The organism is Thalassotalea profundi, assembly GCF_014653195.1.
Taxonomy (GTDB): Bacteria; Pseudomonadota; Gammaproteobacteria; order Enterobacterales; family Alteromonadaceae; genus Thalassotalea_B; species Thalassotalea_B profundi.
On sequence record NZ_BNAH01000004.1, the window covers coordinates 78,150 to 102,194 of the forward strand.

The window sequence follows — 24,045 nt, forward strand, 5'->3', positions numbered from 1 at the left end:
AAGTTATTAGCAAAATAAAAAAAATGCCAATCAATTGATTGGCATTTTTATTTTTAAAAGATATCAGAGATAAGCTTAATGACCAAATTGCTCGCACGCAATTAGTGTATTTTCAATTAAACTTGCTACTGTCATTGGTCCAACTCCACCAGGAACAGGAGTAATAAAAGAAGCTTTAGTTTTAGCAATATCAAATTCTACATCACCCACTAAACGACCAGTATCCATACGATTAATACCTACATCAATTACTATTGCGCCTTCTTTAATCCAATCACCTGGAATAAATGCAGGCTTACCAACAGCAACAACAAGTAAGTCAGCATTACGAACCTTACTTTCTAAATCTTTTGTAAAACGGTGAGTGGTTGTTACAGTACAACCCGCTAACAGTAACTCAAGCGTCATCGGTCTGCCGACAATATTTGAAGCTCCAACGACTAAGGCATCTAATCCGTGAGTTTTTACCCCTGTAGAATGAATCAGTGTCATTATACCTTTTGGTGTGCAAGGTCTGAGGCCTGGTTGGCGTAACACTAACTTACCCACATTAGAAGGGTGGAAACCATCGACGTCCTTATTAGGTGCGATATGCTCGATAACTGAATTTGCATCGATACTTTCAGGTAATGGTAACTGCACTAGAATACCGTCTATAGCATTGTCATTATTTAATTCAGTTATTAAGTCAAGTAACTCGGCTTGAGAGGTAGTAGAGGGTAAGTCGTAAGAACGTGACACAAAGCCAACTTCTTCACAGGCTCGGCGTTTACTACCAACATACACCTCTGATGCTGGATTATTTCCAACTAGAATAACAGCTAAGCCAGGGGCTCTCTTTCCTTGCTCAATGCGAGTTTTTACTTTTTCTTGTACAGAAAGTCTCAGTTGTTGTGCAATTGCTTTGCCGTCTATAAGTGATGCAGTCATAATTCCTAGCGCGTAAAGTAAGTTAAAAAACAAGCTTATTTTCGCACAGTTTCACAATTGAGCATAGATGAAAATACGCTATGTAGATCAATTGTCTTTTATTATATTGTATACACAATGCCATTTTAGTGGTGTGTTATTATTTCATCATTAGCTGGCGTAAAAACATACTAAAAGCATTTGATTGTTTTAAAAGTAGACGAATAGCTATTTTTTTATAAAAAACGTTTGACGAGTAACTGCCAACTAGGTAATATCCGCACCCGTTGAAAGCGCTATGTTTTTAACTAGAAGTCGGTGATTAGCGCAGCTTGGTAGCGCACTTGGTTTGGGTCCAAGGGGTCGCAAGTTCGAATCTTGCATCACCGACCACTTTTTAATATATTTTATAAAGTGTAGTTTTGTGTTATTTAACTAAGTATAATTTTTAGTTTTATAGCACTATTAACTTATTTAGTTTCATTTAAAATAAGTTTAGCTTCAGTAGGTAATGTGCGCCACTAGCTCAGCTGGATAGAGCAACGCCCTTCTAAGGCGTGGGTCTCAGGTTCGACTCCTGAGTGGCGTGCCACTTATGACCTATTAACCTTTTCAAATGTTTAATTTCACCACATCAATTAATGAACCTCAGTTGCAATAACCCCCTTAGTGTTTAAATTCGTATTTACTAAATAATATTTTAATTAGATTGATTTGCTTGACGTAAAGTTTGTTTTAAAAATATTTTATGTAGGAAGATGATTCTACAAAAGCTAGATATTATTAAAATTGTCTGAATTATTAAATTAGTATATGTGTTAATTTATTGACTTTATTTCTGTTGTTTAGTGTTATTCAAGTTACAAAGTCATACGGCTATAACAAAGTTACTAGTCTAAATGTGATTGGATGTAATAATTGTAATGCTACAATGTATGAACAAACGGCTTATGAACAGGCTAAAAGTATAGGTTTTGATTATGAATTAGGAGAACCTGTACCGACAAAAGTTTATGTATTTGATTATACAAAAAAACAGGTAAAATCATACAATGTCACTGAGCAATTTAATCCGTTTACAGGGGAACAATATATAACTTCAGCTGCCGCAGTTGAACTTTCCGTTTCTAATGAATGGTCAAACATAGTGAATGTTTCTAATTCATTTTTTTCTGATCCCTTTGTATCAACATTCAACGGTTATGATTACCTACTCTCTACTTCTGTTAGAAATGCTGTTCACCAACAGATATTAAATAATTGGTACGGTGTTGTCTTGGGCATGTCTTCTATGGTTTTAAAGTTAGATAATGTCATTGGTATAATTCCTGATAGTTTAACCGGTGATAAATTGGTCGTTACGTTTGCAGATAATTTGGAGCTAACATTAAAGCTCAAAGATCCGAATAAAGCAGGACTTAATCGACTATTAGATGCTCAATTAGAATATCAACCCGACTCAGCGTATTATGTTGATGAAGATGGCAATGTAATTAAAATACCTGATGATGTTAAAGAGTGGACTACTCCTATGCAAAGAAACTTTGATTCTGATGATGCTTTGAACAACTTTACTGGTTATATGTTAAACTGGGGGTTCGTAATTAGCGGTTCTAGTATTAACCGAGCAAATATGTCTTGTACTAAGGTTGTACATCCTGCGACAGATACGCAGTCGGAACGTGTGGTTTTAACTTGTACTTTAACTGGAGGATAATTTTATGTTTGTTTTAGGACAATTTATAGCCCTTTTTATTGCAATAGCTCTTCCTATTCTTATTATGAGAAAGAAAGTTAGGTGTGCTAAACAGAGAAGAGTTTGGTCAATACTTTTTATAATTTTTCCAATTATTAGTTTTATTGCTTATCTTATATATCAATATATTTATTTGATGAATATCACTAAAACTTCAGTTTGATATCAGATTATTCGTAATGCCCAGCTATTAGTTATAATCTAAGCAGAGAGGTTGTAATTTATAGTCTGGGGTTTTCTTTAGATAAGTAAATTATTCTGTTTTAATTGGCTCTCTTTATATGTATAGCAAGTGTATTTTAAAGTGACTAACTAACTGAGTATAGGTAAATTAAGAGACTCAAGAGTGTCGAATAGACTATTTACTTTAGCATCACATTTAAAGTTAGTTAAGCCTTTGGCAATTAATAGTTCGAATTGTATTTGTAACCGATTTTTTTGCGTTATAGACCTACATATGTTTATTTATTTTTCACCAAAATATCAAAACGTTTAGTCTCGTATAATATAATGATGCTACCTCTATAACTTAGTAAAGCGCATCAATAGTTTGCTATGCTAAACTTTTCAAGTAGACCATACGTCTAACTTATTGGTTAATATTTATTTGGACGTTTAATGAACGATTTTGATAGGGTTAATTTCTATTGTTTACAATAAATTACCTTATTACTCGTCAATATGTTTTTTTTTGGCGTATTTATGCGTTTTAGTCATAAAAGTTGTTGACTTTGGTAAGGGCGATAATTAATATACGCCTCGTTCTGAGCAGGGTGGATACAGCATTTAGGTATTTGTTGTGATTTAGAATGTTAACGTCTTGTATTATATATTTTTTACTTTGCAGGGCGTGCCGTAAAAAAATATTATGGTGGCTATAGCTCAGTTGGTAGAGCCCCGGATTGTGATTCCGGTTGTCGAGGGTTCAAGTCCCTTTAGCCACCCCATTTTTTATTGGCAGAAGTCATATATGTATCGGTGATTAGCGCAGCTTGGTAGCGCACTTGGTTTGGGTCCAAGGGGTCGCAAGTTCGAATCTTGCATCACCGACCACTTCTTAAATGTTTATTAATTCATTAAAATTAAGCACTGTTTACATTTAGATAAGAACTTGCGAAGCAAGTCGAAAAAATTGTCTGGAACAATTTTTAACGCGTAGCGACCCGAAGGGCGAAGTACAGGATGTACGAAGTCATCTTGCATCACCGACCACTTCTTTATTACTTGCCTCTATTTACATATTTAAATTATCCATTACTCACATTTAGCATATAACTTGTAGAGCAAGTCGAAACACTGTATTCATATCGATCATATATGATTAAAACTCTCCTTATATCGATTATTTTCCTTTAGTATTCAGTTATTAAATTTGGATGGATTATTGGGTTATTTACTTGAATTTTATTGATATAAATTGAAATTTAGTTCGTGTAAAAAAATTAATTTGGATCTCTGCTCGACTCTTGCTAAAAGCGCCGCTATAATTCTGCGTCATTATTTTTAATCTGAATGTCTGTTTTTCGGATTTTCCGGGCTCTCCTAGCATTTGCTGATGAGCGAGGGCAAATATTTTGCTCGCTATAGATAGATTCATTATATAAGAGCGTAGTAACGCTAAGTATTGAGGTAATTAAATGCAAGTTTCATTAGAGACTACAAAAGGTTTGGAACGTCGATTAACTATTTCAGTTCCGGCAGAAAAAGTGGATGTTGAAGTAAAAAACCGTCTTCGTCAAATTGGTAAAACGCAGCGTATAAACGGTTTCCGTCCAGGTAAAGTGCCACCATCTGTTATTCAAAAGCGTTATGGCGCATCGGTTCGCCAAGAAATCGCGGGTGAAGTAATGCAACGTAACTTTGTTGAAGCTATCATTGCAGAGAAAATCAACCCAGCGGGTCGTCCACAATTCGTTGCTAAAAGCAACGAAGATGGCAAAGATTTAGAGTTTGAAGCGACTTTTGAAATTTATCCTGAAGTGAGCTTATCTGGTTTAGATAAAATTAAAGTTGAACGTGCTATTGCTGAAGTAACAGACAAAGATTTAGATGAAATGTTTGTTACCTTACAGAATCAACACAAAACTTGGAAAGAAAACAAGCGTAAAACCAAAAAGGGCGATAAGTTAACGATTAACTTTTTAGGCCGCGTAAATGGTGAAGAATTTGAAGGCGGAAAAGCTGAGAATTTTGAATTAGAACTTGGTGCTAGTCGTATGATCCCTGGTTTTGAAACTGATATTATTGGTATGAAAGTCGGTGAAGAAAAAACGATTAAAGTTACTTTCCCAGAAGACTACCATGCTGAAAACCTAAAAGGTAAAGAAGCTGAATTTGATATTTCTATTCTTAAAACAGAAGGTCCAGTTTTACCTCCGGTTGACGAAGAATTTGCTAAATTATTTGGTATTGAAGAAGGCGGTGTTGAAGCTTTACGTGAAGAAGTACGTAAAAATATGACTCGTGAATTAAATCAAGCAATTAAAGCTAAAGTTAAAGAGCAAGTGATTGAAGGTTTATTAGAAGCCAACGAAATTGATTTACCAAGTGCTTTAATCGCCCAAGAAATTGATGTGTTACGTCAACAAGCGATGCAGCGTTTTGCAGGTCAAATGGATCCTAAAAACATGCCTGAACTTCCAGGTGACATGTTTGAAGAGCAAGCTAAACGTCGTGTTAAAGTAGGTTTGTTACTTGGTGAAGTCATTAAAATTAACGAATTGAAAGTTGATGAAGCCAAAGTTAATGAATTAATTGAAACGGCAGCTTCTGCGTACGAAGATCCTCAAGAAGTCATTGAGTACTACAAAACTAATAAAGAGTTAAATCAACAAATGCAAAATGTTGCTTTAGAAGAGCAAGCAGTTGAGTTATTAGTTGAAGGTGCTAAAGTAAAAGATAAGAAAGCTAGCTTCAAAGATATAATGAATCCTGAAGGTAAATAAGCTTTTTCATTGACATTAGCTTAAGCAATAGCTTAAATGGCTTATATGGAAACATATAAGCCATTTTTTATAGTAAGGAAATAATAGTTGTTTACTTCTCAAAATAATTCTCACGATTTTACCAATATCACTGAAAGTGCTTTAGTACCAATGGTTGTTGAACAAACACCTAAAGGGGAACGCTCTTATGATATATATTCTCGCTTATTAAAAGAACGAGTGATCTTTTTATGTGGTCAAGTAGAAGATCACATGGCAAATCTTATTGTCGCTCAGTTACTATTTTTAGAGTCAGAAAGTCCAGAAAAAGATATTTATCTTTATATTAATTCTCCAGGTGGTTCGGTCACAGCAGGAATGGCCATATACGATACCATGAAGTTTATTAGACCTAATGTAAGTACTGTCTGCATTGGTCAAGCTGCAAGTATGGGAGCCTTTTTGCTTTCAGGCGGTGAAAAAGGGAAACGTTACTGCCTACCTAATGCTCGCGTGATGATTCATCAGCCATTGGGTGGCTTTCAAGGTCAAGCATCTGATTTTGAAATACACGCAAAAGAAATTTTGTATATTAAAGATAAATTAAATCGTTTAATGGCAGAGCATACTGGTCAACCATTAGAGAAAGTCTCAGTTGATACAGATCGTGATAATTTCTTAAGTGCTGAAAGCGCAGTTGAATATGGATTAGTTGATGCCATATTAGAACAAAGAGCTGACAAGTAAAATTGTCATTATTTCACAGTGTGATTTGTAGGTTTTACGAAAGATTAAAAGCTATAGATATTGAATTCAAACAGTTTAGAGGTACCGTATGACCGATATTAAGAAAGGTGACGGTGATAGTGGAAAATTATTATACTGCTCGTTTTGCGGTAAAAGCCAACATGAAGTGCGCAAATTAATTGCGGGCCCTTCCGTATTTATTTGTGATGAATGTGTTGAGTTATGTAATGACATTATTCGTGAAGAAATAAAAGAAATTGCACCAAAACAAGAAAGTGAGTCTTTGCCTTCCCCTATTGAGATAAGAAAGAGCTTAGATGATTATGTTATTGGTCAAGACCATGCCAAAAAAGTACTAGCCGTAGCTGTTTATAATCACTATAAACGATTACGTAATGGTGATATGCATAATGGTATAGAACTTGGTAAAAGTAATATTTTATTAATTGGCCCAACAGGTTGTGGTAAAACTTTACTTGCAGAAACATTAGCTCGTTTATTAGACGTACCATTTACAATGGCTGATGCAACTACCTTAACAGAAGCGGGGTACGTGGGTGAAGATGTTGAGAACATCATTCAAAAGCTTCTTCAAAAGTGTGACTACGATGTAGAAAAAGCACAACGCGGTATTGTTTATATTGATGAAATTGACAAAATTTCACGTAAGTCAGATAACCCCTCCATAACTCGTGACGTTTCTGGTGAAGGTGTCCAACAAGCATTGCTAAAACTTATTGAAGGCACTATTGCTTCTGTTCCACCTCAAGGTGGTCGTAAGCATCCGCAACAAGAGTTTTTGCAAGTTGACACGTCTAAGATTCTATTTATCTGCGGTGGTGCATTTGCTGGGCTAGATAAAGTGGTTGAGCAACGTAGCCAAGTAGGAACTGGTATTGGCTTCGGTGCTGAAGTGAAAAGTAGCGATAAAAATAAATCATTAACGGATCGCTTCCAAGAAGTTGAACCAGAAGATTTAGTTAAATACGGGCTTATTCCTGAGTTTATAGGACGCTTACCTGTAGTTGCTACATTAAGTGAACTTGATGAAGAAGCGTTAGTACAAATTTTACAAGAGCCTAAAAACGCGTTAACTAAGCAATTTACTGCATTATTCGATATGGAAAAAGTAGAACTAGAGTTTAGGAAAGATGCCTTACTTGCTATCGCGAATAAAGCTATGGTACGTAAAACAGGTGCTCGTGGTTTGCGTTCAATTGTAGAAGGTGTATTACTTGATACTATGTATGAGTTACCATCAATGGAAAATGTTAGTAAGGTGGTGGTCGATGAAACAGTAATAAAAGGTGAATCAAAGCCCATTATTATTTACGAAAATCCACAGGAACAAGCTGCGTCAGAAAATTAGTACACCAACCACTTATGAACAAACTAAAAAACCACGTTTCAACGTGGTTTTTTAGTTTCAGGCCTTAACTTATTTTTGAGCTGATATAATTCGAAGTTTCCTAGGCTTTTTTGTTACTCTTTCTTGAAAGATAAAAAGTATATCCCCATATACTTTTTATCCAAGTTGTAATAATACTATACTGACTAATTTATTAGTTCAGTTGGTATAGCATCTAATAAGATTTCCAAGAGAGAATCCATAATGTCTGAAGAATTAGTTGATGTAGCCACGAATGTTGCTGCTATCCCCGTATTAGCTTTACGTGATGTTGTAGTGTACCCACAAATGGTGATCCCATTGTTTGTTGGTAGAGAAAAGTCGATTCGTTGTTTAGATATTGCAATGGAAGGAGATAAACAAGTATTTTTAGTAGCACAGAAAGATGCAGCTGTTGATGATCCTAATACTGACGACGTATATGAAACAGGTACTGTAGCTACCATTTTACAGATGCTCAAATTACCTGATGGTACTGTTAAAGTGTTAGTTGAAGGAGTGCGTCGAGCTAAAATTACCGCTTTTGTTGATACTCAGGAACACTTCACAGCAGATATTGACTATCTTGCATTAGAAAATATTGATGATGACAATGTAGAAATACTTGTACGCTCTGCTATCTCGCAGTTTGAAGGGTATGTAAAACTTAATAAAAAAATCCCTCCAGAAGTTTTAACGTCTGTAGCAGGTATTGATGATGCAGAACAGCTTGCAGACACTATGGCTGCTCACATGCCACTAAAATTAACAGATAAACAGAAAGTATTAGAAATCACTAGTGTGACTGAGCGACTTGAATATTTAATGGCGCTCATGGAAGGTGAAATTGATCTACTACAAGTAGAGAAAAAAATTCGTACTCGCGTTAAAAAGCAAATGGAAAAAAGTCAACGTGAATATTATTTGAATGAACAGATGAAGGCTATTCAAAAAGAATTAGGCGATGATGAAGAGGGAAGTAACGAAGTTGAGCAAATTGAAAAACAAATCAATGAAGCTCAAATGCCCAAAGAAGCTAAAGATAAAACGTTAGCGGAATTAAAGAAATTAAAAATGATGTCACCAATGTCAGCGGAAGCGACGGTTGTTAGAAGCTATATTGACTGGATGATTAGTGTTCCATGGAAAAAACGCAGTAAACTGAAACGTAATTTAAAACTTGCTGAGGATGTATTAGCGCAAGATCATTATGGTCTTGAAAAAGTTAAAGAACGTATTATTGAGTATCTAGCGGTTCAACAACGTGTTAGTCAATTAAAAGGACCAATATTATGTTTAGTGGGTCCTCCTGGGGTTGGTAAAACCTCTCTAGGTCAGTCAATTGCTAAATCAACTGGTCGTAAATATGTACGCATGGCATTAGGTGGTGTGCGTGATGAAGCAGAAATTAGAGGACATAGACGAACCTATATTGGATCGCTACCGGGTAAGTTGATTCAAAAAATAGCCAAAGTAGGTGTAAAAAATCCATTATTTTTGCTTGATGAAATAGATAAAATGGCATCAGACATGCGTGGAGATCCTGCATCAGCACTGCTTGAAGTGTTAGATCCTGAACAAAATAGTAGTTTTAATGATCATTATCTTGAAGTCGATTATGATCTTTCCGATGTTATGTTCGTTGCAACTTCAAATAGTATGGATATTCCTGGCCCATTGCTTGACCGAATGGAAGTTATTCGTTTATCAGGATATACCGAAGATGAAAAGCTTAATATAGCTAAACGTCATTTATTGTTGAAACAAATAGAACGCAATGGCCTTAAAGAAAAAGAGATAGAAATTGATGACAGCGCCATTATGGGGATTATTCGTTATTACACTAGAGAGGCTGGTGTACGAAGCTTAGAGCGTGAAATATCTAAACTATGTCGTAAAGCGGTAAAAGCGATATTATTAGATAAGTCATTAAAAAAGGTTACGATTACCCAAGATAATTTATCGGAATATTTAGGTGTGCAACGTTTCGATTATGGTAAGGCAGATACTGAAAACAGAGTAGGGCTTGTAACTGGCTTAGCATGGACACAGGTTGGTGGAGAGTTGTTAACTATCGAAACAGCATCTGTTCCAGGTAAAGGCAAGCTTTCCTATACCGGTTCGTTGGGTGATGTAATGCAAGAGTCAATTCAGGCTGCAATGACAGTAGTCAGAAGTCGAACGGAAAAACTTCGTATTAATGACGATTTTTACGAAAAAAGAGACATTCATGTGCATGTCCCTGAAGGAGCTACCCCTAAAGATGGACCTAGTGCAGGTATTGGTATGTGCACTGCGCTAGTGTCTAGCTTAACAGGAAATCCAGTTAAAGCTGATGTTGCAATGACTGGTGAAATAACTCTACGAGGAGAGGTGCTTGCTATTGGTGGCTTGAAAGAAAAATTATTAGCGGCGCACCGTGGTGGTATAAAAACAGTTATTATTCCAAAAGATAATGAAAGAGATTTAGCTGAAATTCCTGACAATGTTAAAGCTGATTTATCCATTCACCCAGTTAAATGGATTGATGACGTATTAAATATTGCATTAGAGCAACCAGTTGAAAAATGGAAGAAAGCTGACTAATTAAGGTGAAATCGTTGTTTTTTTGTTAAAAAAGGCAAAAAAAACACAAAAAATTGAAAAAAATTGCAATAAAGGCTTTCCAAATAAATAAAACGTGGTAAGTTAATGGAGCTGAATCGCTAGACCCCAATGTTAATAAGGGGTCTAGAAGAGATAAATTAAATTATCTTTATTTGGAATTTCTTTAACTCAGCGCTTGATGTTCGAAAAGAAGCTTGTTATAAAGTCTCGGCAGGACGCTAAAAATAAAAGATAGCGCTGAATAATAAACTTTGAAGGGGAATATACTGTGAATAAATCTCAATTAATCGAGAAAATTGCTGCTGGTGCTGACATTTCTAAAGCTGCTGCTGGCCGTGCGTTGGATTCATTTATTGAAGCTGTAACGGAAGAGTTGAAAAGCGGTGAGCAAGTTGCTTTAGTTGGTTTTGGTACTTTTTCTGTACGTGACCGTGCTGCACGTACTGGTCGTAACCCACAAACTGGTGCAACAATTGAAATTGCTGCAGCTAAAATCCCATCTTTCAAAGCCGGTAAAGCTTTAAAAGATGCATGTAACTAATCACAGTTATCTGTAAGATTTTCAAAGGCCACCTATAAGGTGGTCTTTTGTTTATCTAGCCTTATATAATTTTATAATATAGGCTGTACATAATACTTTTTTACCGATTTTTATCATTGCTTACTTCAACCATAACTCAGCATCTGTTAAAATCGCGCGCAGACAACACACCCGAGTGTAAATAGAGAAAAAAATGTTAGAGAATATTAGAGAAAATTCACAAGGAATGATTGCTAAAGTCATACTTGGTCTTGTTATGTTAACGTTTGCCTTTGCTGGTATCGGTAGCTACACCAATTCGGTTGATACGTCCGTTGCACAAGTTAATGACGTTAAAATATCACAAGCAGACTTTGAAAAGGCCTATCAAAATCAACGTAACCGAATGGCTCAGCAGTTTGGTGATATGTTTGATACCTTATCAGCTGATGCGAATTACATGGCTAATTTCCGTAAAGGTGTTTTAGATAATCTAATTAACGAAAAATTAATTGATATAGCCGCTGATGATTTAGCACTGCGTGTTTCAGATGAGCGCATTAAAACAACCATTCGCGAAATGGAAGAATTTCAAGTTGATGGCAAGTTTGATAATAACCGTTATTTAGCGTTAATTAATCAAGCTGGTTTTTACCAATCTTCAGATTTTCGTGACTACCTTCGTGTTGAAATGACGCGTCGTCAATTAAACCAAGCTTTGTTAGCAAGTGAGTTCAGCTTACCTTATCAAGAGAAACAGTTAACGGCTTTGCAAAATCAGAAACGTGATATACGTTTTGCAAGTATCTCAGCTGAGCAATTTAAAGCGGATGTAGAAGTAACAGATCAAGATATCAATGAATATTATCAAAACAATCAAACTCGCTTTCAAAATCAAGAAAAAATTAAAGTTAACTATATTGCATTAAGTGTTGACGATATAGCTGAGAAAGTTGAAATTACACAAGCTGATCTTGAACAATATTATCAACAGAATATTGCTAAGTACCAACAAAAAGAGCAAAAACGCTTCTCACATATTTTAGTTGAAATTGGTGATGATGAAGCAGCAGCTAAGCAAAAAATTTCTGACGTATTAGCAAAAGCAAATGCGGGTGATGATTTTGCTATGTTGGCAAAAGAATTCTCGGCAGATACGTTTAGTGGTGAAAATGGTGGCGATCTTGAATGGATTGAACCAGGTGTTATGGAAGAAGCGTTTGATGAAGCTGCATTTGCATTAACTGAAGTTGGTAATATTTCAGATGTTGTTGAAACAGAGTTTGGTTTTCATATTATTAAGCTGACAGAAGTTAAAGCGGAGCATGTTAAAGCATTTTCTGATGTAAAAGATGAGATTGAATTAGTGGTTAGTAAGCAAAAAGCTGAAGATAAGTTTTTTGAATTACAACAAGAAATGGCACGTTTAAGCTTTGAGTTTCCAGATAGCTTAGAAGATGCTGCAGATGCTGTAGGATTAGAAGTTAAAACATCTGAGTGGTTGTCTCGCTTTGGTAATATTGCACCTTTTGATAATGCAAAAGTCATCGACGTTGCTTTTTCAGATTTAGTTGTTAAAGAGCGTTTAAATTCTGACATTATTGAAGTTAACGATTCATTAGCTGTTGTGTTAAGAGCAAATGAATACCAAGCAGAAAATATTAAACCATTAGCCGAAATATCAGAGCAGATTAAGTCAATGTTGATCGCAGAAAAAGCGACGCAAAAGGCGCAGAATGTTGCTCAAGAGTTATTAAATGCTTTTAATACAGGAACAGATATAACCGAACAGCTTGCCTCAGTTAATGCGAGCTTTGAAGTGAAAACTGATGTTGCTAGATATGGTGCTGAACTTGATTCTAATATTGTTACTGAATCTTTTAAATTGCCTCATCCAAAATCGGGCAATAAATCTGCAACAACGGTAACTATGAGTAATGGAGATATAGCCTTAGTTGAGTTACAAGCAGTTAAAGAAGGTGAGTCATCAGTAAGCCCTAACTTTTCACAACAACAAACACAACAATTAGCACAATCTGCTTATAAAAGTTTTGTTGATGTGTTACGTGAGCAAGCTAAAATCACTCAACGTGAATTGGTTGTTTCAGCTGAATAAAATTCAGCGGACTAACACTTTTTAACTGAAAATAATAATACAACAAATTATTTTCAGTTAATCAAAAAAGCAGCGATATAGTCGCTGCTTTTTTATGTGCACTATGACATTTCTTAGCGATGAATTAGTTGGTACTGTTGGCTCATAATAAGCTTTTTAGTGTATTTATGCTTAGGTTTATTGAGAACATTAAGTGTTTTACCTTGCTCTACAACTTGTCCTTGGCATAGGACGATAATATCGTCACTGAAATGTCTAACTATACCTAAATTGTGACCTATGAGAATATAGGCAAGCCCCATTTGTTGTTGCAAATCGAGTAGTAAGTTAATCATCTGTGAGCGTAAAGATGGATCTAATGCCCCTAGAGCTTCATCAAGGATAACAACTTGTGGTTTTAAAATAATAGCCCTTGCAAGTGAAACACGTTGTTTCTGACCTCCTGAAAACATATGAGGGTAAAAATTCATATGTTCAGCAAGTAATCCTACTTTATGTAATGTTTCTCTGATTAATTGCACACGCTCTTCTTCATTTAAGTCGGTATTTAAACATAAAGGCTCATCAAGTAGCTGTTGTATCGTTAAGCTTGGGTTTAGCGTTGTACCAGAGTCTTGAAATATCATACGAATATGTTGGCAGCGTTGTTTAAAGTTTCCTTGATGTAAACTTTGTCCGTTTAGCTTTATTTCACCGGTTGTTGTGGTTTCAGCGCCAACTAATAATTTGGCAAGAGTAGACTTTCCTGAGCCTGTTTCTCCAACAATAGCTAGGGTTTTATGTGCCTGTATTTGAAATGAGATAGGCTCTAAGGCATGAATATATCGTTTTTTAAACCACCGACTAGGTAATTTATAAGCTTTACTTATATTAGTAACTTCTAAAAGATCTGTCATATTAATAACTCCCTTTTAGTGAAAAATGGCAGCTAACTTGATGTCCTTGGTGATTCTTTGCTTTGGGTGAATTTACACATTCACGCTGAGCTCTAGGACATCTAGGCCCTAAACGACAGCCTATAGGTAAGTGCTGAAGTACCGGAATACTTCCAGGCAATGTCATCAACCTAGATTTGGTGGGAATATGAATATTTGCTGTGGGGCTACTGTCGATTAATGCACGAGTGTAAGGGTGAAATGGCTGCTTGAATATTTGATCAGTTGTACCCGCTTCAACAAATTGTCCTGAATACATTACTGTAATGGTGTTGGTCCAGTGGGTAACGTTTTCAAGATCATGGCTAATTAATAAAATAGACATGTTTTTAAGTTGATTTAAACTTGCTAATAAACGAAATATTTGCCCTTGATTAGTGCTTTCCATCGCAGCAGTTGGCTCATCGGCGATTAATAACAAAGGCTTTTTAGCTAAGGCCATAGCTATCATTACTCGTTGGCACAGAGCTTCTGTTAACTGGTGAGGGTAGCTTTTCAAACATTGGATATGATTTTTAATGCCAACTTTATGCAATAAATTAATTGCTTCAAGTTTACGCTGTTGACGTTTTTTCCAAAAAAAACCTTCAAATTGTTGTTGGTCTACAGCTTCTTCTAACTGTTCACCAATAGTTGCTGTTGGATCTAAACACGCCATAGGTTCTTGAAAAATCATCGCGACATCATTTGAAATAATGCTTTTGCGTTCTTCCGCTGATAAGCGCATTAAGTCATTACCTCGCCAATGAAATCGATCAGCATCTACATGCCACTTTTCATCTAAAACCCCCATAATGGCTTGAGCTAACAACGATTTACCTGAGCCAGATTCACCTACTAAACCTCTAACTTCTCCTTCTTTTATGGTTAAGCTAACTTTATCAACTGCAAGAATAGGCTTATTATTAGTTAGTAATTCTATAGATAGATTTCTTACGTCGAGTAAATTCATTAGCTTTCTTTTCTTTGTTTTAGTGCATGACGCATACCTTCACCAACTAAATTGGTTGCAACCACAGCAAATAAAATAGCTAAACCGGGTAAATATACTGTCCATGGCGCGATATAAAAATATTCTATACCATTTGCAAGCATTGCTCCCCATTCTGACATTGGAATTTGAGCGCCTAATCCTAAAAATCCAAGTGTCGCAATATCAAGAATAGCGGCAGACTGAGCTAATGTTGCTTGACTAATTAATTTCTCGATAATATTCGGGAAAATTGAATAATGTAAAATACGGATTGAACTTGCTCCGTCTAGTCTAGACGCTAATACATAATCTTTACTAAACTCTTCTTTAACTGCATTACGTGTAATATGAATAAATTGTGGTATTAATACCATCACAATTGCCCATAAAGTATTACTCAGGCCAGGTCCTAAAATAGCGACGATAACGATAGCAAGTAATAAAGAAGGTATTGATAAAATAACATCTAAAAAATGATTTAAGAAACTTGATTTTACGCCTTTGGTTAAGGCCGAGATTGAGCCAATGATAACCCCAATCGCTAATGATATTAATACAACAATAAAACTTAAACCGAAAGTTAAAGAGGCGCCGTGCATAAGCCGAGATAACATATCTCGCCCTAAATTATCGGTACCTAGTAAAAAGCTAACATCTCCATTTTCATGCCATGAAGGTGGTAGTAATAAATGATCTAAATGGTTTTCTATTGAAGAATAAGGCGTAATGATAGGAGCGAAAATAGCTAAAATAATTAAAAATAAATAACAGCCAAAACCGATCATTACAACGGGTGTTTGTTTAAAGTTGTACCAAAGCTGTAAAAGAGGTGTTGGGAACTCTTCTTCTTGATAGGTTTTTTCACGACCCATATTTTTTTCCTCTCGCTATAGGGTTAAGTCCAGCGTAGATAAAATCAGTCAAAATATGAACAATAAAAATATAGCTAGAAAGCACTAATAACCCTCCTTGAATAGCAGTAAAGTCACGTTGATAGATACTTTCAATTAACCAGCGTCCAATGCCAGGCCAACTAAAAATAACTTCGGTAACCATCGCAAGAGTGACTAAATTAGCAAATTGTAGACCCACATCTCGTATAACATTAACCATAGCATTACGAATAGCGTGACGATAGATTATTTGCCTAAATGAAAGTCCTTTTGCACTTGCCGCTTTTATATAATGACTTTCTAATACCTGCATCATCGCAGTTCGTGCCAGGCGAATGAAAATGGTAGCAGGCGCTAAGGCGACAACAACAGCAGGAAGTACTAGGTGAGCTAATGCATTTTGAAATGCTTGCCATTTAAAAGGATCATCGCTAAGCATAATGTCGATTAGTAGTAGGCCTGTTACGTGTTCTATTTCAAAAAGCAAACTTATTTGGCCTGAGGAAGGAAACCAACCTAACTGAATTGAAAAAATGAGTATGACTAATAAACCTAACCAAAAAACAGGGATCGAATATCCGAGCATTGAAATTGTTAAAACTGTGTCATCAACTTTACTTCGGTGTTTAATCGCAGCAATAAAACCTAAAGGGATACCAAAGGCCATCGCAATAATTAATGCGACTAAAGTTAGCTCTATTGTTGCAGGTAAATGGATTAAAATTTCATTAAAAATAGGTGTTTGGCTTGACATTGATAAGCCCATATCGCCACTAAGTATATGGCTTAAATAGGCGAAATACTGACTAATTAAAGAGCCTCCTTGGTTGTATGACTCACCTATGATGGCTAGCTGTTCATCGGTTGCATTGACTTGCCCTGAAATGTTAACTAATTGATTTCCAGGAAATAGAAAGCTCAGACTAAAAGATAATAAGGTGAGTAAAATGATCGTAAATAAGAATAGATTTAAGCGTCTAAGTGAGAATATTAGCATCTTAATTTTTACTCACATTGGTAAAGTCGATTCCACCAAAAGCATTTAATATTTCGCCTTTTACGATTTTTTTACGTGCTTGATAGCGTTTTGAGTGAGCAATCGGAATGAGTGGCATTTCATCGGCGAGAATACTTAATGCCTCTTTGTAATAGCGTTTACGTTGGGCTATGTCATTAATTAACAAAGCATTAGCGAGTATATTATCGAATTCACCATTACACCAAAATGTACGATTATTACCGGTAAGCGCTGAAGCACAACTTAATAGTGGCGTAAAAAAGTTATCAGGATCTGGGTGATCTGCAGACCATCCTAATAATACTGATTGGTGCCTACCTTCTGCAAGTAAACCTAGAAATTTAGACCACTCATAATCTCTTATTATATTAACTTTAATATTCACTTTGGCTAAATCGGCTTGGATTAGTTTAGCCATGGTTCGAGCGTCTGGGTTATACGGACGTTGAACAGGCATTGCCCATAAATCCATTTCAAAGCCACCTTCAAAACCGGCCTGTGCAAGTAATTTCTTTGCTTGTTCAATAGAGTATTCAGGTGTTTGAATAGTACTGTCATAAGCCCATGATGTTTTGGGAATGATAGTTGATGCATTCTCAGCTTGTGAGAAATAAACGGTTTCTAAAATAGCCTGCTTATTAATAGCGTGTGCAATAGCTTTACGCACTACTTTATTGTTAAATGGCGGCTTTTGGGTGTTAAAACCTAAATAGCCAATATTAAAAGATGTTTTTTCGTCTAAGGTGAGATCGGGGCGCTGATCTATTTTTTCATGAGCAATTGGGTAGGAAATAATATCACATTCTTTAGCTAATAGCTTAGTTAAGCGGGTGTAACTATTTGGTGTTATATCAAAAATTAATTGTTCAATAGTTGATTTGTTCCCCCAATAACTCTCATGAGGAACATATTTAATGTAAGAGCCGGCTCTATAGCTTTTTAGTTTAAATGGACCGGTGCCAATAGGCGAACTGTCAATATTTGTATGAAAGTTATATTGAGCTAAAGTATCTGCGTATTCTTTTGATAAAATTATGGCAAAATCACTGGCTAAATTCGCTAATATTGTACTATCAGCCTGATTCAAGTTGAACCTAACAGTATAGTCATTAATTCTTTCAATATTATTAATTAACTTACCAAACTCTACACTTTGAAAGAAAGGGAACTTACCACCAGCACTAATATAGTATGGATGTTCACTATTTAAAATACGCTCAAAACTAAAAATAACATCATCAGAGTTTAGTGTCCGAGTTGGGGTAAAGTAGTTAGTTTGATGGAAGTTAACATCTCGCCTTAAATAAAAAGTCACTTTTTTCCCATCTTTAGTTACATGCCAAGATTTTGCAAGTGCAGGAATTATAGTGGTTTCATCTTTATCATACGTGATGAGTCTATTGTAGAGTTGATTTGAAGTCACATCGATTGTTACCCCAGAAGTTACTGTTTGCGGGTTAAAACCTTCTGGCACACCTTCGCTACAATAAACAATACTTTTATTATTTAATGAAATGTTTTCATCATAACCACATCCATAGAGTGATAAAAAGCTAAGTAGTGCAAACAACGTTCGCACAGTCGTTTGTTCTTGTATTGACAAAAAAACGCCCATTGACGGTTACTCTTCCTCGAGTGGACTCGAGTCTAATAAGTTATATTTTTTTAAATAGCCTCTTAATTGATGATAGGTCAATTCTAACGCATCGGCTGTTTTCTTTTGATTATATTGACAGTTTTCTAATGCTGACTGAATAAGTTCTACTTCGTAATTTTGCGATAATGACTTTAATGACAGCGGAAACTCTAATATTTGTTTAGTAGAAACACTAGGAGAATAATTTGGCTCTGCTAGTGTTTCATTATCAGTTGCTGTTGAAGCATTTGTACCATTAGATGAAGAAACTTTAACGACTCGATCTTGCGTTTTTACTCGCTTACTAGGTCGGTAAGGTGATTCAAAAGGATCAATAATCAGTTCATGTACAGGTAAGTGAGGATTATTACTGCGATAAACGCTACGTTCAACAACGTTTTTTAATTCACGAATATTCCCCGGCCAATGATGTTCAAGCAAAGCGCGTTTGGCTTTTTCTGTAAATCCACTAAAAAGTTCAAACTCGAGTTCTCTAGCCATATTAATGGCAAAGTGCTCAGCAAGCATTAATATATCTTCAACACGTTCTCTTAGGGGAGGAAGAGTGATAACGTCAAATGCTAACCTGTCGAGTAAATCAGCTCTAAACTCTCCTGCTTCTGCCATAGAAGGTAAATCTTCATTCGTTGCAGCAATCAATCGAGCATTGGTTTTTAGGCTTCTTGAACCACCTACACGCTCAAATTCGCCATATTCAACTACACGTAATAACTTTTCTTGTATCAGCCCACTAGTATTAGCGATCTCATCTAAAAATAAAGTGCCTTTATCTGCCCGCTCGAAACGCCCCTCATGGCGTTTGTTAGCACCAGTAAAAGCGCCACTTTCATAACCAAATAATTCACTTTCTAGCAGATTTTCATTAAGTGCAGCACAATTAAGCTTTAAGTAACTTTGATCCCAACGCTTTGATAGGTAATGAAGGCGAGCCGCAACAAGTTCTTTTCCTGTTCCTCGCTCACCGATAATGAGTACCGGCTTACTTAAAGGGGCGACTTGCGAAATTTGCTCTAAAACCTCGAGAAAACTATTTGATTGTCCAATTAGATTATCTTGTTGACTGAAGCGTGACATGCTTGACCTAATTATTAGTATATTTCACTAACAAATAGTGTATTTTATTAATCGTCTAGTTTGAAGTATTTTTTAAAAATAAAATAAAGTCATTTAAAACAATAGATTATTATAAAATTAAAAGTTGGCGTAAAACATGAATAGTACAGTATAACCACTGACAAGTTTATTATTTTATAGAGGAAGAAGTTATGGGTGTTTTTTCAAGGTTTACCGATATTATTAACTCTAATATCAATAGCTTATTAGATAAAGCTGAAGATCCAGCAAAAATGGTTCGTCTTATTATACAAGAGATGGAAGATACATTAGTAGAGGTACGCTCATCTTCAGCTAAAACTTTAGCAGATAAAAAAGAATTAACGCGCCAAGCAGCACGTTTTGAACAAGAAGCAGAGCAATGGCAGGAAAAAGCTGAATTAGCCTTAAATAAAGGTCGAGAAGATTTAGCAAGAGCAGCACTGGTAGAAAAGAAAAAGTGTATTGAGAGTTCACAATCATTAGTTGATGAATTATCACATGTTGATGAGCATATTACTAAGTTACAAGACGAGATCTCTCAACTACAAGATAAGTTAGCCGATGCGAAAGCACGTCAAAAAGCGATTATTATGCGAGAAAAAACAGCAAGTTCTCGTTTAAAAGTAAAACGTAACATCGATAGCGATAAAGTTAATGACGCCTTAAGCCGTTTTGACAGTTATGAACGTAAAATAGATGACCTTGAAGCGCAAGTTGAATCATATGATTTAGGTAGCAAGTCGTTAGCGGATGAAATCGCTGAACTAGAAGGTGATGAGATTATTGATGAAGAATTAGCGCAATTAAAAGCTACAATGAAGTCTAGTAAAAAGACTAAGTAAATAATTGGGTCTGTGTTTATTTAGCTAACAAGAGCATAATATAGACCCTAAAAATTAATGTAAGCGAATTCAGCGCGATTTTAGGAGAAAAACAATGGAAGACTTTTTATTTCCGCCCTTAATCATCTTTTTGGTCATAGTAGCACCTATCTGGTTAGTTCTACATTACCGTAGTAAGAGTCAAATTAGCCAAGGGTTAACTGAGGAGGATTTTCATCGATTAACAGAGTTATCTGAATCAGCAGATAAAATGGCTGACAGAATTAAAACGCTAGAAGCGATTTTAGATGTGGAGACCCCTGATTGGAGGAACAAAGTATGAGTACTTTTAGTCGTGGTGAATTGTTTCGTATACCAAGTAAAGGAAAAATTGCAGGTGTTTGTGCGGGACTGGCAGATTACTTCGGCTGGGAAACTTGGTTAGTCAGAATTTTAGTTGTATCGGGTGTCCTTTTAGGTATGGGATGGTTCGTTGTTATTTATATTGCAGGCTGGTTTATTCTTGATAAAAAACCTGGGGAAAAAGGCAGTAACTTAGGTAAGAAAAACAGTGAATATTCGCAAGCTAATAACGCAACATCAGCGGAGTTTGTTAGTGAATCTATAAAAGTTAAATCACGAATATGGCAAGCGGGTGAGCCCCCCAAACAAGCCTTTAGGGATATTTCATCTAAATTTAACTCTTTAGAAAAAGAGCTACAAAAAATTGAACGTTACGTAACGTCACCAGAATTTACTGTCTCACGTGAAATAAATAAACTGTAATAAGATAGCATTAGTATTTAAGCGGTTCAGGCCGCTTTTTTATTAAACTAAAAATGCCTAAAATACTGTTATATTTTAACAAAAGTCGATATTATTTATTCTGTTTTGTCGAAATAGCTAAAGTTATTGCTATAAATTACGGATTATTACTTTGTCGTTATTATCAAAGAAAAAAATTGAAAAATTAAAACGCAAAGCAACGGATATCGTCAACCGTACCTTTGATCAACATATAAATTTGGCTGTTACAGGGCTTAGTCGTAGTGGTAAAACGGCGTTTATTACCAGTTTTGTAAATCAACTGATTAATGAAGGTAGCCATTCGCAATTAAGCTTTTTTAATGTGGTTCATCAAGGTAACTTCATTGCAGCGAAAAGAGTACCGCAGAAACATTTACATATTGGTCGCTTTGAATATGACAGAGCAATGCAAGCTTTTAGTGAACAACCACCTAGTTGGCCTGAACCTACTAATGGTATTAGTGAATTGCGTCTAGCATTAAGATATCAACCGCAGGACAGCTTGATTAAATATGCAACAGATACCGTGACCCTTACTATCGATATTACCGATTATCCTGGAGAGTGGCTGCTAGATTTACCTATCCTTAATTTAACCTATGAAGAGTGGTCAGAATTTACAACTGAGCTGTTAACTACTGCGCCAAGAGTTTCTTATGCCCAAGTTTTTTTAGATAAAATAAAGCAGCTTGATCCACTAGCACCTGTTGATGAACAATTATTAGCTGATTTAGCGCATGACTATACAAATTTATTGATGATTTTCCGTCATAAATTAGGTTTGTCAGTAATTCAACCCGGGCGGTTTATTTTACCCGGTGACTTAGCTGACGCACCTATTTTACAGTTTTTTCCGTATACCTGTTTTAATCAATTAGACAAAGATGACTATCAAAATGCTAAAGAAGACAGTTTGATAGGTATGTTGCGTGCACGATATATTGAATATAAAGAGAGGGTAGTTAGAAAATTTTATCAAGAACACTTTATTCATTTTGATCGTCAAATAGTGTTAGCTGATTGCTTAACACCGCTTAATAATGGTCCTGATAGTTTTCAAGATTTAACACAAGCTATTAACATGATTATGGAAAGTTTTAACTATGGGCAATCTAGTTTATTAAGGCGTTTATTTTCCCCTCGTATTGATAAACTTTTATTTGCTGCAACTAAAGCCGACCATATTACCCCTGAACAACATGGTAACCTGACCGCATTACTGAATCAGTTAGTCTATAAAACAAAGCATCAATTAAGTTTCGATGAAATTGAAATGAAAACATTAGCTATAGCCTCGGTTAAGTCTACAAATGTTGGCAAAGCACAACACCAAGGAGTTGATCTTCCTGTGATTCAGGGAAATCGAGCGAGTGATGGTAAACTCATCACTTTATTCCCAGGTACAGTCCCTAACAAGCTCCCACAAGCTAATTATTGGCAAGAGAATAAATTTAATTTTATCGGTTTTTCACCATTAGCACGAGTAGATAGCCATGAAAGTTTACCACATTTAAGGATGGATCAGGTGTTGCAATTTTTGTTGGGAGATAAAATAAAGTGAGCGAAGATAAAACAAAATATCAACAGCAAATTCTATTTGAAGAACTAGGTAGTCAAACGAAAGAGTTACCAGCGACACAAGAACAAGTTGTTATTGAGAACACGGCTTGGCAAGCAGAAGAAAGTGAACCAGTAGATGAAAATATAAATTTAATCACCGTGAGCAAGCCTAATTGGCTATGGCGTGCTACTGGATTCGTTTTCTCTGGACTTGTAGTTTATGAAACTGTCGACTTCTTTATTCAAGGGTTTCAGCAAAGCCCTTTCTTAACGAGTATCTACGCTACATTACTTGGTTTGGTTTCGATTATTGCAAGCGGTTATCTATTTAGGGAGTATCGAGGCTTAAAACAGTATAAACAACGCCAACGTTTGCAAAAGCAAGCTGAGCATATTTATCAAGAAGACACGATCGATAGTGCTCATAATTTATGTAAAAAAATTAGTGCCCAGTTACCTTGTGACATTTTAAGTGAGCAAGAACAGCAATGGTCAGCGGATGAACATAAAGAATTAACAGATAAAGAAATATTGACTTTATATTCAAGACAAGTCTTATCAATTGTTGATCAAAAAGCTCTAGATAGAATTAGTAAACATGCTACAGAAGCGGCAGTATTAGTTGCTTTAAGTCCTATCGCAATTTTAGATATGCTATTAATGTTTTGGCGTAATACTAAAATGATTAATGAAATTGCCGCATTGTATGGTATGAAAATTAGTTATTGGAGTCGAATTAAACTGATTAAACAAACTTTTAAAAATATGGTTTACGCTGGTGCAAGCGAGTTGATTACTGACGTAGGAGCTGATTTACTCGGTGCAGATATGTTAGCTAAACTTTCAGGGAGATTAGCTCAAGGATTAGGGGCTGGAATGCTAACAGCCCGATTAGGACTAAAAGCAATGCAAGTATGCAGACCTATTCCTTTTCACGAAGAACAACCTAAATTAAAAGCTGTAAGAGCTAAAGTGATAGGTCAAATTAAAGGCTTATTAAATAAAAAATCGGCTCCGTAAGCTTTACCTAATATACCCTTGCCAAATTCTGATAGAAATAGCTGAATGTATGATGGACTGAGCATTTAGCTATTAACTTAAATTTACATATTTATAACAGAATCAATACCCTATCGATGGCATACATTTTAGTGTAATTTTTATGATACAAATTCATCACCCGCTTAAAAAACAACCTGTCTAGTGTTTAGTGCAATTTAATGTAATCTAGGATTATTATAGTAACTAATGTGACAAGTTTTCTTGTGTCTCAATAAAAATAGTCGATTCAAATAAATTTAACATTAATAAATGGATGGG

Annotated in this window: 19 protein-coding genes and 4 tRNA genes; 16 read left to right on the plus strand and 7 right to left on the minus strand. The window is 35.6% G+C overall.

Annotation, left to right across the window (positions count from 1 at the left end; genetic code table 11):
- Positions 1–75 precede the first annotated feature (75 nt).
- The gene (gene folD, locus IE155_RS05865) at positions 76–930 is read right to left on the minus strand and encodes a bifunctional methylenetetrahydrofolate dehydrogenase/methenyltetrahydrofolate cyclohydrolase FolD (RefSeq protein WP_189377253.1); all 855 of its coding nucleotides are present in this window, start codon (positions 928–930) and stop codon (positions 76–78) included.
- Between the two features lie 295 nt (positions 931–1,225).
- Between folD and IE155_RS05870 the strand changes: the two genes are divergently transcribed.
- The 11 genes from IE155_RS05870 to IE155_RS05920 all read left to right on the plus strand — a co-directional run bounded on the left by IE155_RS05870 (position 1,226) and on the right by IE155_RS05920 (position 12,966).
- Positions 1,226–1,302, plus strand: a tRNA-Pro gene (locus tag IE155_RS05870).
- Between the two features lie 122 nt (positions 1,303–1,424).
- Positions 1,425–1,501: transfer RNA gene (locus tag IE155_RS05875), tRNA-Arg, on the plus strand.
- A 339-nt stretch (positions 1,502–1,840) separates the two neighbouring features.
- Positions 1,841–2,626 (plus strand): hypothetical protein, encoded by a 786-nt coding sequence (locus IE155_RS05880; protein WP_189377255.1) that lies wholly within the window; start codon positions 1,841–1,843, stop codon positions 2,624–2,626.
- A gap of 910 nt (positions 2,627–3,536) precedes the next feature.
- A tRNA-His gene (locus tag IE155_RS05885) sits at positions 3,537–3,612 on the plus strand.
- 29 nt (positions 3,613–3,641) lie between these two features.
- A tRNA-Pro gene (locus IE155_RS05890) sits at positions 3,642–3,718 on the plus strand.
- A 584-nt stretch (positions 3,719–4,302) separates the two neighbouring features.
- Positions 4,303–5,610, plus strand: coding sequence for a trigger factor (gene tig / locus IE155_RS05895; RefSeq protein WP_189377257.1), 1,308 nt, complete (start codon positions 4,303–4,305; stop codon positions 5,608–5,610).
- 87 nt (positions 5,611–5,697) lie between these two features.
- A complete protein-coding gene (gene clpP / locus IE155_RS05900; RefSeq protein ID WP_308433812.1) occupies positions 5,698–6,336 on the plus strand; it encodes an ATP-dependent Clp endopeptidase proteolytic subunit ClpP in 639 nt (212 codons plus the stop codon).
- 88 nt (positions 6,337–6,424) lie between these two features.
- Positions 6,425–7,705: an ATP-dependent protease ATP-binding subunit ClpX gene (gene clpX / locus IE155_RS05905; protein ID WP_189377258.1), complete on the plus strand. Its 1,281-nt coding sequence runs from the start codon at positions 6,425–6,427 to the stop codon at positions 7,703–7,705.
- A 243-nt stretch (positions 7,706–7,948) separates the two neighbouring features.
- Positions 7,949–10,309: an endopeptidase La gene (lon, locus tag IE155_RS05910; protein ID WP_189377260.1), complete on the plus strand. Its 2,361-nt coding sequence runs from the start codon at positions 7,949–7,951 to the stop codon at positions 10,307–10,309.
- Between the two features lie 289 nt (positions 10,310–10,598).
- Complete coding sequence (hupB, locus tag IE155_RS05915; protein ID WP_074499445.1) at positions 10,599–10,871, plus strand: nucleoid-associated protein HU-beta; 273 nt, start codon at positions 10,599–10,601, stop codon at positions 10,869–10,871.
- A 193-nt stretch (positions 10,872–11,064) separates the two neighbouring features.
- Entirely contained in the window at positions 11,065–12,966 is a 1,902-nt protein-coding gene (locus tag IE155_RS05920; RefSeq protein WP_189377261.1) for a SurA N-terminal domain-containing protein, read from the plus strand.
- 113 nt (positions 12,967–13,079) lie between these two features.
- On the opposite strand, the gene IE155_RS05925 is transcribed toward IE155_RS05920, so the two are convergent.
- Genes IE155_RS05925 through pspF form a run of 6 tightly spaced genes read right to left on the minus strand, consistent with a single transcriptional unit; the run spans position 13,080 to position 19,516 of the window.
- Positions 13,080–13,862: a peptide ABC transporter ATP-binding protein gene (locus IE155_RS05925; protein ID WP_189377263.1), complete on the minus strand. Its 783-nt coding sequence runs from the start codon at positions 13,860–13,862 to the stop codon at positions 13,080–13,082.
- 1 nt (position 13,863) lies between these two features.
- Complete coding sequence (locus IE155_RS05930; RefSeq protein ID WP_189377265.1) at positions 13,864–14,853, minus strand: peptide ABC transporter ATP-binding protein; 990 nt, start codon at positions 14,851–14,853, stop codon at positions 13,864–13,866.
- Positions 14,853–15,746 carry an ABC transporter permease subunit gene (locus IE155_RS05935; protein ID WP_189377266.1) on the minus strand — a complete coding sequence of 298 codons (894 nt, stop codon included), beginning with the start codon at positions 15,744–15,746 and terminating at the stop codon, positions 14,853–14,855. Before IE155_RS05935 ends, IE155_RS05930 begins: the two co-directional genes overlap by 1 nt.
- Positions 15,736–16,764, minus strand: a complete 1,029-nt coding sequence (locus IE155_RS05940; protein ID WP_189377268.1) for an ABC transporter permease subunit — start codon at positions 16,762–16,764, stop codon at positions 15,736–15,738. Before IE155_RS05940 ends, IE155_RS05935 begins: the two co-directional genes overlap by 11 nt.
- A 1-nt stretch (position 16,765) precedes the next feature.
- Positions 16,766–18,388, minus strand: coding sequence for an ABC transporter substrate-binding protein (locus IE155_RS05945; protein ID WP_229817078.1), 1,623 nt, complete (start codon positions 18,386–18,388; stop codon positions 16,766–16,768).
- An 18-nt stretch (positions 18,389–18,406) separates the two neighbouring features.
- Positions 18,407–19,516: a phage shock protein operon transcriptional activator gene (gene pspF, locus IE155_RS05950; protein WP_189377271.1), complete on the minus strand. Its 1,110-nt coding sequence runs from the start codon at positions 19,514–19,516 to the stop codon at positions 18,407–18,409.
- Positions 19,517–19,707: 191 nt separating this feature from the next.
- Between pspF and pspA the strand changes: the two genes are divergently transcribed.
- The 5 genes from pspA to IE155_RS05975 all read left to right on the plus strand — a co-directional run bounded on the left by pspA (position 19,708) and on the right by IE155_RS05975 (position 23,745).
- Positions 19,708–20,379, plus strand: a complete 672-nt coding sequence (gene pspA / locus IE155_RS05955; protein WP_189377273.1) for a phage shock protein PspA — start codon at positions 19,708–19,710, stop codon at positions 20,377–20,379.
- A gap of 94 nt (positions 20,380–20,473) precedes the next feature.
- Positions 20,474–20,701 (plus strand): envelope stress response membrane protein PspB, encoded by a 228-nt coding sequence (gene pspB, locus IE155_RS05960; RefSeq protein WP_189377276.1) that lies wholly within the window; start codon positions 20,474–20,476, stop codon positions 20,699–20,701.
- Positions 20,698–21,144, plus strand: coding sequence for an envelope stress response membrane protein PspC (gene pspC, locus IE155_RS05965; protein WP_189377278.1), 447 nt, complete (start codon positions 20,698–20,700; stop codon positions 21,142–21,144). Before pspB ends, pspC begins: the two co-directional genes overlap by 4 nt.
- Before the next feature lie 151 nt (positions 21,145–21,295).
- On the plus strand, positions 21,296–22,726 hold the full coding sequence (locus IE155_RS05970; RefSeq protein WP_229817080.1) for a YcjX family GTP-binding protein: 1,431 nt from the start codon (positions 21,296–21,298) through the stop codon (positions 22,724–22,726).
- The gene (locus IE155_RS05975; protein ID WP_189377281.1) at positions 22,723–23,745 is read left to right on the plus strand and encodes a YcjF family protein; all 1,023 of its coding nucleotides are present in this window, start codon (positions 22,723–22,725) and stop codon (positions 23,743–23,745) included. The genes IE155_RS05970 and IE155_RS05975 overlap by 4 nt, the downstream gene beginning before the upstream one ends.
- The last annotated feature ends 300 nt before the right edge of the window (positions 23,746–24,045 follow it).